Source organism: Chryseobacterium koreense CCUG 49689 (assembly GCF_001045435.1).
Taxonomy (GTDB): Bacteria; Bacteroidota; Bacteroidia; order Flavobacteriales; family Weeksellaceae; genus Kaistella; species Kaistella koreensis.
In genome coordinates this window covers 25,783-34,467 of record NZ_LFNG01000021.1, presented here as the reverse complement: position 1 = coordinate 34,467, position 8,685 = coordinate 25,783, and the positions used below count along the sequence as shown (strand labels likewise).

Annotated in this window: 10 protein-coding genes and 1 pseudogene; 7 read left to right on the top strand and 4 right to left on the bottom strand. The window is 38.4% G+C overall.

All coding sequences use genetic code 11. From position 1 onward, the window contains the following. Window positions 1-272 precede the first annotated feature (272 nt). Together ACM44_RS12800 and ACM44_RS12795 are read left to right on the top strand one after the other, a co-directional pair. Window positions 273-509 (top strand): DUF6364 family protein, encoded by a 237-nt coding sequence (locus tag ACM44_RS12800; protein ID WP_048500447.1) that lies wholly within the window; start codon window positions 273-275, stop codon window positions 507-509. Beyond that, window positions 509-913: pseudogene (locus ACM44_RS12795) on the top strand (type II toxin-antitoxin system VapC family toxin). The gene ACM44_RS12800 and the pseudogene ACM44_RS12795 overlap by 1 nt, the downstream one beginning before the upstream one ends. Window positions 914-1,027: 114 nt before the next feature. Here the strand turns inward: ACM44_RS12795 and ACM44_RS12790 are convergent. The 3 genes from ACM44_RS12790 to ACM44_RS12780 form a co-directional block, all read right to left on the bottom strand. After that, window positions 1,028-1,540: a GNAT family N-acetyltransferase gene (locus ACM44_RS12790; protein WP_048500442.1), complete on the bottom strand. Its 513-nt coding sequence runs from the start codon at window positions 1,538-1,540 to the stop codon at window positions 1,028-1,030. A gap of 107 nt (window positions 1,541-1,647) precedes the next feature. Further along, on the bottom strand, window positions 1,648-1,869 hold the full coding sequence (locus tag ACM44_RS12785) for a PspC family transcriptional regulator (protein WP_048500441.1): 222 nt from the start codon (window positions 1,867-1,869) through the stop codon (window positions 1,648-1,650). Window positions 1,870-1,975: 106 nt separating this feature from the next. Beyond that, window positions 1,976-4,258, bottom strand: a complete 2,283-nt coding sequence (locus ACM44_RS12780; protein WP_048500440.1) for a GH92 family glycosyl hydrolase — start codon at window positions 4,256-4,258, stop codon at window positions 1,976-1,978. A gap of 121 nt (window positions 4,259-4,379) precedes the next feature. On the opposite strand from ACM44_RS12780, the gene ACM44_RS12775 reads away from it, so the two are divergent. From ACM44_RS12775 to ACM44_RS12755, 5 genes are read left to right on the top strand one after another with little or no spacing between them, the layout of a single operon-like run. Further along, window positions 4,380-4,997 carry a hypothetical protein gene (locus ACM44_RS12775; RefSeq protein ID WP_048500446.1) on the top strand — a complete coding sequence of 206 codons (618 nt, stop codon included), beginning with the start codon at window positions 4,380-4,382 and terminating at the stop codon, window positions 4,995-4,997. Continuing rightward, window positions 4,997-5,539: a hypothetical protein gene (locus tag ACM44_RS12770; RefSeq protein WP_048500439.1), complete on the top strand. Its 543-nt coding sequence runs from the start codon at window positions 4,997-4,999 to the stop codon at window positions 5,537-5,539. Before ACM44_RS12775 ends, ACM44_RS12770 begins: the two co-directional genes overlap by 1 nt. Window positions 5,540-5,547: 8 nt before the next feature. Continuing rightward, window positions 5,548-5,838, top strand: coding sequence for a winged helix-turn-helix domain-containing protein (locus ACM44_RS12765; protein WP_048500438.1), 291 nt, complete (start codon window positions 5,548-5,550; stop codon window positions 5,836-5,838). Between the two features lie 60 nt (window positions 5,839-5,898). Next, window positions 5,899-6,192: a hypothetical protein gene (locus ACM44_RS12760; protein WP_048500437.1), complete on the top strand. Its 294-nt coding sequence runs from the start codon at window positions 5,899-5,901 to the stop codon at window positions 6,190-6,192. A gap of 23 nt (window positions 6,193-6,215) precedes the next feature. Further along, a complete protein-coding gene (locus tag ACM44_RS12755) occupies window positions 6,216-7,586 on the top strand; it encodes a DUF4153 domain-containing protein (protein ID WP_048500436.1) in 1,371 nt (456 codons plus the stop codon). 203 nt (window positions 7,587-7,789) lie between these two features. Here ACM44_RS12755 and ACM44_RS14880 read toward each other — a convergent pair whose 3' ends face one another. Then, a complete protein-coding gene (locus ACM44_RS14880; RefSeq protein ID WP_053215472.1) occupies window positions 7,790-8,494 on the bottom strand; it encodes a response regulator transcription factor in 705 nt (234 codons plus the stop codon). Window positions 8,495-8,685 lie beyond the last annotated feature (191 nt).

Below are 8,685 nucleotides of genomic sequence, written 5' to 3'. Positions count from 1 at the left end.
GCTTAAATGAAGGATATGGGAGTCGTGGGAAAGAAGTTTTTCCAAAACCAGAACTTCCCTTTTGGAAGGTTCATGATTTGGGCACTGTGATGGGCTTTTCGGGTGATAAATTTCAAGTATTTGTTCAGGTTGTAGGTTAAGGCAATCATTAGAACGTATTTGTTGTCATTCCTTAAGAAAATGCTCAACAATCGGCGATCACTTTAAAAATCTTCGGTACAGATTTTTTATTTACGTAATTAATCAATGATTTTACACGTAAATTAATTATGATGAATACCAAACTGACATTAAACCTCAACAAAAGAGTGATTGAAAGCGCAAAGGAATACGCCAAGGAAAAAAGCATAAGTCTTTCGAAGCTCATTGAAAGTTACCTGAATTCGCTTACGAAAAAAGGTTCCAGAAAAGTTACTGTAAGTCCGCTCGTGGAAAGTTTGACGGGAATAATTCCTGCACAACTTGAAAATGACGATTTTTATGACTACCTGCGAAAAAAACATTCGTGATGGAAAGAGTTTTTGTTGACACCAATATCGTTCTGGATCTGCTCGAAAAGCGGGAAGAATTTTATCGTGAAGCTCAGGAATTGTTTACGCTCGGTGACCAAAGCAAAACGAAACTCTTTGTTTCCGCACTTACCCTTGCCAATATTCATTACTTGCTCTTCAAACATTTGAAAATGAACGCGAGGAACGCGATTTCGAAATTCAAGGTCTTGGTTGAAGTTTTACCTTTGGACGACAAAATTCTGGAGCTTTCCCTTGCTTCGGATTTCACCGACTTTGAAGTTGCAGTTCAATAGTACACCGCAACCGAACATGGAATGGATGTGATTATTTCCCGAAAAAAGAAAGACTTTAAGAACATCAGCTTACCCGTTCTTACCGCAAAAGAATATTTGAAACGTTAAAGTTTAGTAAAAGAAGACGATACGAAACATTTCTACCATCGGTACTTTACCTGAAACCTGAAACCTGAAACTTGAAACCTGAAACCTGAAACTTCAAACCTCAAACCTCAAACTTTAACAGTACACCACATCATAAATCTCCTCCTTGATCCGCTCGAGACTTTCCGGTTTCCAATTGGCAAAAAGCAGGAGGTTTAGCGGTTTTTTTCCTTCGCCGTAGCTCGGCTGCATATAGGTTTCATCAATTATGGTGAAGCCATTTTTTTGGTAGAACGAAATTCTCCTTTTGGAGTTGTCATCTTGATTTTCGGGTTCAGCTTCTAAAACAAGTCGCGAGAAATCCTTAAAAAGCATCTTCATCATTTCAGAACCGTATTTCTTATTCCGATGCTCCACGAAAATTTCCAGGTGCTCCACAAATGTGAAGTTGCTCAATTCCCAAAGAATCAGGTATCCGATATTTTCCAAATGGTTAATTACCGAAAATACCTTTACTTTAGGATGTGCGAAGAGTTGCTGAAACTGTTTCTCGCTCCGTCTTTCGTCTTCGATGAAGGAAGCGCAGTAGGATTCATAGATGTTTTTCGCACGGAAATCTTCCGGTGATGTCAATTGTAAAAACTCCAAAACGATGAAATATTAGTGAGAATTAAAATCTTGCGGATCAATTATTCGCATAAATTTTCATGCCATTAATTTGAAATTTCGAAAAAAAATCTTGCATTGGCGGCAATTCACAAATCAAAAACGCCCGGTCTTCTGGTGATAAACATATCTTTGATCCAAAGCATAAAGGCGAGTCCGAGGTAAATCAGGAAAAAAACGCCGGCTGTAGCAAAAGTGGAATAAATGAAAAATACCCGGAGTTTGGACACTGGAATTCCCAACTTCGTGCCCATTCTCGTGAGAACGCCGAACCATTGCCTTTCCAAATTGTGCCTTAAATTACTGAGCATTTTTACTTTTTTTTTGTAAGTTCAAAGATATTTAATTTCTTGCAGATTTCCCGGATTTAAATTGTTTTACGCAGAAAGTAACCCATCAATGGGGCTTCTCATGCACTCACTTTTTGCGGTCCATCACATAAACAATCTCTCCTCCGTTCGCAATATCGGAATGTTTCAGTATGTGGTTTTTAATTTCTTTGCCATTCACGAAAATTTTGGAGACATATACATTTTTCTCAGACTGGTTTTCGGTTTTGATGTTTAAAGTTTTCCCGTTTTCCAGATTGATTTTTGCGGATTTTACCAAAGGCGAACCGAATTGGTATTCATCAGAGCCCGGTAAAACCGGATAAAAACCGAGCGCCGAAAAAACATACCACGCACTCATTTGTCCGGCATCATCATTTCCGCAGAGTCCGTCTTCACCGTCTGAATACATTTTCCGCATGATCATCCGAACTTTTTCCTGGGTTTTCCAGGCGTCATTTGTCCAGTTGTACAAATACGGAATGTGATGACCGGGCTCGTTTCCGTGAACGTAATTCCCGATGATTCCGTCCCGGGTGATGTCTTCATTCTTTTCAATGTATTTGTCGGCGATTTCGGTGGTGAAAATTTGGTCGAGATGTTCTGAGAACTTGTTTTTTCCGCCCATCATCTTAATCATTTCCGGAACATTTTGAGGAACATAAAGTCCATAATTAAAGGCATTTCCCTCTATAAATCCTTGTCCGTGAGTGTCCATTGGATCAAATGCTGTTTTAAAAGTTCCATCGGAAAGTTTCGGGTGCATGAATCCGGATTTCGGATTATAGACGTTTTTGTAGTTTTCGCTGCGTTTCAGGTATTCGGATTTGGTTTTTTCGTCGCCCAGTTTTTCGGCGATTTGAGCGATGCACCAATCGTCATAAGCATATTCCAAAGTTTTTGAAACGGAGGAACTGCTTTTGTCTTCGGGAACATATCCGTATGTCAGGTATTCACCGATTCCATCATAATATTTCAGGTTTGATGAAGTCACACTTGCGTTGAGCATGGTTTTCAAATCGGCATCGGTGGTGTTTTTTGCCACGGCATCTGCCAGAACCGAAACTGCGTGATAACCTATCATGCACCAGTTTTCATTGGCATAATGGGACCAAATCGGCAATGCTTTGTGTACGCTGTGTCGCGCATGCGAAAGCATGGATTTCACAAAATCGTTGTTCCTTTTCTGCTGGATAATATTGTATAAAGGATGAAGCGCGCGATAAGTATCCCAAAGTGAAAAAATAGTGTAGTTGGTAAAATCTTTCGCATTGTGAATGTTTTGGTCGATATCCAAATATTTTCCATCGACATCTTGGTAAAGAATTGGCGACATCATCGTGTGGTACATTGCTGTGTAGAAGGTCCGCTTATCGTTTTCGTTTAAAGTTTCTACCTCGATTTTGGAAAGTTCCTTTTCCCATTTTGCCTCGGTTTCTTTTTTGGTTTTGTCAAAATCCCAATGCGGAATTTCGGCTTCCAGGTTTTTCAGTGCGCCGGAAGTGGACGTGGGCGAAAGCGCAAATTTGACCAAAATCTGTTCATGCTCGTTCGTGTCAAAATCAAAATATGCCCGAATCTGTCTTCCTGCAAATTCCGGAAAGTTTTCATTTTCATTGAATTTTCGGTAAAAGCCGTTGTATTCCACTTTTTCGTAACGTTTTCTGCCATAGTTCTTAAATGGTTTTGAAAATTTCATAGCGAAGAAAACCTTTCGGGTTCTTGCCCAACCAGTGGTTTCCCGATATCCGGTGACGGTTTGGTTGTCTTCAATCCGCACGAAAGTCCACACATTTTTAGCGTCGTAGTTGTAGATATTCGACATTAAATCCAAAATGATATGCGATGCTGAAGATTTCGGAAAAGTGTAACGGTGGAAACCAACTCTTTCGCTGGAAGTCAATTCCGCCTTAATTCCATAATCATCAAGAAAAACCTGATAAAATCCGGGACTTGCTTTCTCGGTGTTTTTTGAAAACCGGGAGTGATATCCGCTTCCTGGTTGTTCCGTCGTTCCGGGTTCCAGATTCAGTTTCCCTATAGTGGGCATTACCAGAAAATCGCCCAAATCGGAATGACCGACTCCGCTGAAATGGGTGTGGGAAAAACCAAATATCGTTTTGTCGTCATATTGATAACCGGAACAATATCGGTAAGTTTCGGGATTGTATTTTCCATCCATTGCATAAGGAACCTGGTTGGTTTCCGGAGAAAGCTGCACCATTCCAAATGGAGCGGTAGCGCCGGGAAAAGTGTGGCCCATATTTTTGGTTCCGACAAAGGGATTGACATAAGTGGTGAGTTTTTGTGAATTTGCCATAATGGAAATTAGCGAAAAGAGTATTGAGGAAAGGAAACAGACGGTTTTCATATCGGAAAATTTATCAAATATAGGTTGTTTTCATATTGCTGTTAAAATTTTTATGAAAAACATCCGCAAAAATATTGGACAATTCAAAATAAATTATAACTTTGTATCTCAAAGTACTTTTATGGAGTCAAAAAATTACCACGAAGACCTTTCGCACATCCGTTCGATGATGGAACGGAGTTCCCGGTTTATTTCGCTGAGCGGACTTTCGGGAGTTTTTGCAGGTTTGATCGCTTTTGTCGGTGCCATCTATGTTTATTTTGTTTTTCAAAGGGAAGGGATTAATTATTTTGAAGGAAACAAAAATGTTTTCAGTCGGGATTTAGTTAAAGAACTTATTTTGATTGGAACTGTAATTCTTGTACTGGCTGTGTTTTCCGGATATTTTTTCACTGCTAGAAAAAGCAAGGAAAATAATCTAAAAATCTGGGATAAAACCACAAGACGGTTACTGTTTAATTTTGCAGTTCCTTTAGTTACGGGTGGTTTCTTTTGTCTCGGTTTGCTTTATCATCATTTATTCGTGTTGATTGCGCCATCGACTTTGATTTTTTACGGATTGGCACTGGTGAATGCGGAAAAATACACTTTATCCGACGTGAAATATTTAGGTTATTGCGAAGTCGCTCTTGGTCTGATTTCCTTCTTTTTCCTAGGATGGGGCTTGGTTTTCTGGGCGATCGGTTTTGGCGTTTTGCACATGGTGTATGGATTGGTGATGCATAAAAAGTACAAGTGATGAAATTGCTTAAAAACAGTGTGTTACGTAATATTTTTGCAGCTATTGGACTGCTTTCATGTGGCCTTATTGCCATTGTGCTTACTTTTTTTGCTTACTCCATAACTTGGGGAAACAGAGATAAGATTGATGAGGCGACTAATAGTGATGTGAGATTTGTGTTGAATTGGTGTCAGTTGGGTGATGAAAAAATTGAAAAAGTTTTAAGAAGTTACGTTTCAAAGAGCGGTTTCACAGGGGATCATCATGATGCTTATTTAATAAAGATTAAAGGTTTCAAATATGACGATTTGGAAAAAGCTCAACCAGGAAAATGGTATAGAGGAGATCAATTGCCGGAATTATTAAAAGAAGCAGTAAGTTTTGGAATGTCATTTAAGCAGGAAACTCCATGGTTTATAAATGAATCTGAGATCCTAAAAGATGACTGCTATGTTTATCCGTGGTTTATTGGTACAGATGGTTTGACTCCCCGATCAATTCAAATCATTATTTTGAAACCGAAGTTAAGTCTTGTGTATTATATCGATGCAAGTATATAATTAAAGTTATGGTGAACATTAATCAGCTCAACAAAGAATTCGAAAGCCGCGTCAGATTGGGTATTATGTCCGTTCTGATGGTCAACGACTGGGTTGATTTCACCGAGATGAAAACGCTGCTAGAAATTACTGACGGCAATTTGGCGAGCCACAGTTCTGCTTTGGAAAAATCAAATTTTATCGAGATAAAAAAGGAGTTCGTTGGCAAGAAACCGAAGACTTCTTACCGTGTTACCCAGATAGGAAGAAAGGCATTTGAAGAACATTTGGCGGCATTGGAAAAATTATTAGGGAAGTAATCAACCATATTTTTTTTTCAATTTAACTTTGAAAAACAAAGTACTTTATAACAAAAAATCATGAAAACATTTGAACAAAAACCAATCGGAAAGCACGTCTTCGTCACTTTCTGGTTTATCGGGACAATTCTGCTGTTTGCTTTTTATTTTTCAAAAAGCGATCTGCTTTTGATGTTCGGAATTTATTATGTAATCCTTGCCGTCGTCATCAATCTACTTATCCTTCTCCATGAATTTTTGCAGGCGGTGAACGAGTTCACAATGCGCAGTAAATACTGGATTTCATGTCTATATATTTTGGCAAACCTCCCCATTACTTGCCTATATCTGTATATTATTTTTCAAATTTTATAAAATCAAAAATCTCATCATCAATCATGAAAAATTATCAACTCATCCTGCTCACAACTGCCTTGTTCATCACGCTTTTCTATGGTGAAAGCATGGGGCTGAATTTCGGAATTTTGGCAATTGGTTATGCTTTGCTTACCCTCTATAAAACGCATGAAAAATACCGCAACCGTAATTTTTTGATTCTTTTTATCACTACCGTTTTGTCTGGAGTGGCTTTTGCATGGTACGGCGATTTTATCTCGTTCCTCGCAGTGTTTGTTTCTGCAATATTATTGGCCTTTAAATCGAAAAGCCGCGATTTGAAATCGCTTTTGGCGATGCCGGTTTTTGTGGTGAACCTCATCACTTTTCCCTACCGGTTTTTCAAGTTTGAACAGTGGTTGCCGATGAGGAAATCTTCAGTAAATTTTCAGAAACTGATTTCTGTGGTGCTCATTCCCGCATTTTTCATCATCATGTTTTTTGCGATTTACTCGGCTGGAAGTAAACATTTTGCCCAAATTTTTACCGATTTTCATTTTGAGTTCAATTTTTGGGAATTCTTTGCGTTGGGATGTCTCGGTTTTTTCATCGCATTTAATTATTGGAATTTCAAGATTGACCGCTATGTTTTTGGATGGAACCACGATCTGAAAAATGATTTTCTTAATGAAGATAAAAATTTGAAATCCACCTATTCCTTTCTGGATTTGGATGCTGAGCGAATGAGTGGCGTGGTTTCTCTCTTCGCGCTAAACGTCTTGTTGCTTGTTTTCATTATCACCTTTAATTATGAGCAGTTTGTGGAAATCCCCAAGTCGCCAAACAAACTTTCAGAAGAGACCCACAATCGCGTAAATGCCGTGATTTTCTCCATTTTAATGGCGATTGGAATGATTATATTTTACTTTAAGGGAAGTTTTAATTTTGATAAAAATGCGAAATCCCTGAAAATATTGGCTAAAACTTGGATTGTTCTAAATGTTGTTTTGGTTCTTTCTGCTTTCCTGAAAAACGCTGAATATGTGATAAGTTACGGTTTGACCTACAAACGACTGGGGGTTTATGCTTTCCTTATTTTATCGGTCATTGGATTGATTTTGACTTTCATTAAAGTTCAGAAACAAAAGACAAATGCATTTCTTTTTAACCAGATGTTTTGGTATTTTTATGGTGTAATTTTGGTTTGCAGCTTTGTGAATTGGGGCGGAATCATCACTTCGCACAATATGGAAAGAAAGGATTTTGCAGTGAATTTTCACCGAGTTTCCATTCATTTCAGCGAGCGCCAACTTTTGAAATATGCATCGGAAAAAGGGGATGAAAAACTTCGAGACGAAATTTTGAAGGAAGCAAAATCTAAACAAGCAAAATCTTTCCTTTCCAAAGTAATCTATGACGAAACTATCAAATAAAATGAAAAAAACTACTGGTTATGATTTCGTTGCCGCTATTTTTTTAAGAGAAAAAACCAGTCAATCGAACCTTGGAAAAATCCGTGATTTCGCGTGTGAGTTCTGAATTGAAATTGGCAAACGTCTTCCGACCTGTGAAAGGAGATCAAATCATCAAATAAGGTTTGTTTTGCTGGAGTCCTGATGATTTTATTCAATCCACATTAAGAAACCAAATCAAAAGCAAGGGCAAAACGCAGCAGTTCCGTAAAAGATTTTACCTCTAATTTTTTGATGATGTTTTTGCGGTGTGTGGAAACCGTTTCTTTAGAGATGTGAAGCAGGTCTGCAATTTCTGCCGATGACTTTCCGCCGCTTAGTAATGCGAGGATTTCTTTTTCACGTTTGGTCAGCAATGCGAATTTTTTGTAATGGAGTCTTATGTACTCGTTTTCGTCGAGGACTTTTTTTACCTTTTCCATCAATGTTCCTGTACCTTCAATCGGTGTCGAGAGCATGATCAACTGCTGCTCATCATTTTTATCCAATAATTTGCAAACGGTATAAAACCAGCGGTGCTTATCAGACTTGTATAGCTTCACGCGCTGGAAAAAATTGAGTTGCCGGGAATAGTCTCCCTCATTGCAGTAGCTTAAAAGTTGTGGAATGATGGCATTGGTCTCTTCCCGGATAAAGAACTGCTCGTAGTATTGTTCTCGCAAGCTGTTGAGCTCTTCAAGTTCCACACCCAAATTATTGCAGCCCCACTCATTCATGTACAGGATTTGCTGCGGAGCGCCTTTGCTTAGACTGTGAACCATGATGGAAGCCGGGATGATTTCTGAAATATCGGCAATGTCAAAGGAATCCTTGGAAAGATTCCGCTCGATCTGAAAGAGCTTCTGTTCTATGTCATCGTAGTTTTTCATATGGAATAAATCTTCGTTTTTACGGGTAAATACTTAATTTACAGGTGTCAAATCTCAAATATATCCATTTTTTGTTAAAAATACCCAGTGGTGGGTATTGTTTGGTCACGAAATCCCAAATATCTTTGGCATTATGAGAATATGGAATTCTAAAACAGAAAATCATATCATTTTCCACATTAAAAAAATGT

What these genes read in the sequence shown, in the direction of transcription:
- ACM44_RS12800 (WP_048500447.1), top strand. Translation starts at nt 273, where the DNA reads ATGAATACCAAACTGACATTAAACCTCAACAAAAGAGTGATTGAAAGC.
- ACM44_RS12785 (WP_048500441.1), bottom strand. Translation starts at nt 1,869, where the DNA reads ATGCTCAGTAATTTAAGGCACAATTTGGAAAGGCAATGGTTCGGCGTT.
- ACM44_RS12780 (WP_048500440.1), bottom strand. Translation starts at nt 4,258, where the DNA reads ATGAAAACCGTCTGTTTCCTTTCCTCAATACTCTTTTCGCTAATTTCC.
- ACM44_RS12775 (WP_048500446.1), top strand. Translation starts at nt 4,380, where the DNA reads ATGGAGTCAAAAAATTACCACGAAGACCTTTCGCACATCCGTTCGATG.
- ACM44_RS12770 (WP_048500439.1), top strand. Translation starts at nt 4,997, where the DNA reads ATGAAATTGCTTAAAAACAGTGTGTTACGTAATATTTTTGCAGCTATT.
- ACM44_RS12765 (WP_048500438.1), top strand. Translation starts at nt 5,548, where the DNA reads ATGGTGAACATTAATCAGCTCAACAAAGAATTCGAAAGCCGCGTCAGA.
- ACM44_RS12760 (WP_048500437.1), top strand. Translation starts at nt 5,899, where the DNA reads ATGAAAACATTTGAACAAAAACCAATCGGAAAGCACGTCTTCGTCACT.
- ACM44_RS12755 (WP_048500436.1), top strand. Translation starts at nt 6,216, where the DNA reads ATGAAAAATTATCAACTCATCCTGCTCACAACTGCCTTGTTCATCACG.
- ACM44_RS14880 (WP_053215472.1), bottom strand. Translation starts at nt 8,494, where the DNA reads ATGAAAAACTACGATGACATAGAACAGAAGCTCTTTCAGATCGAGCGG.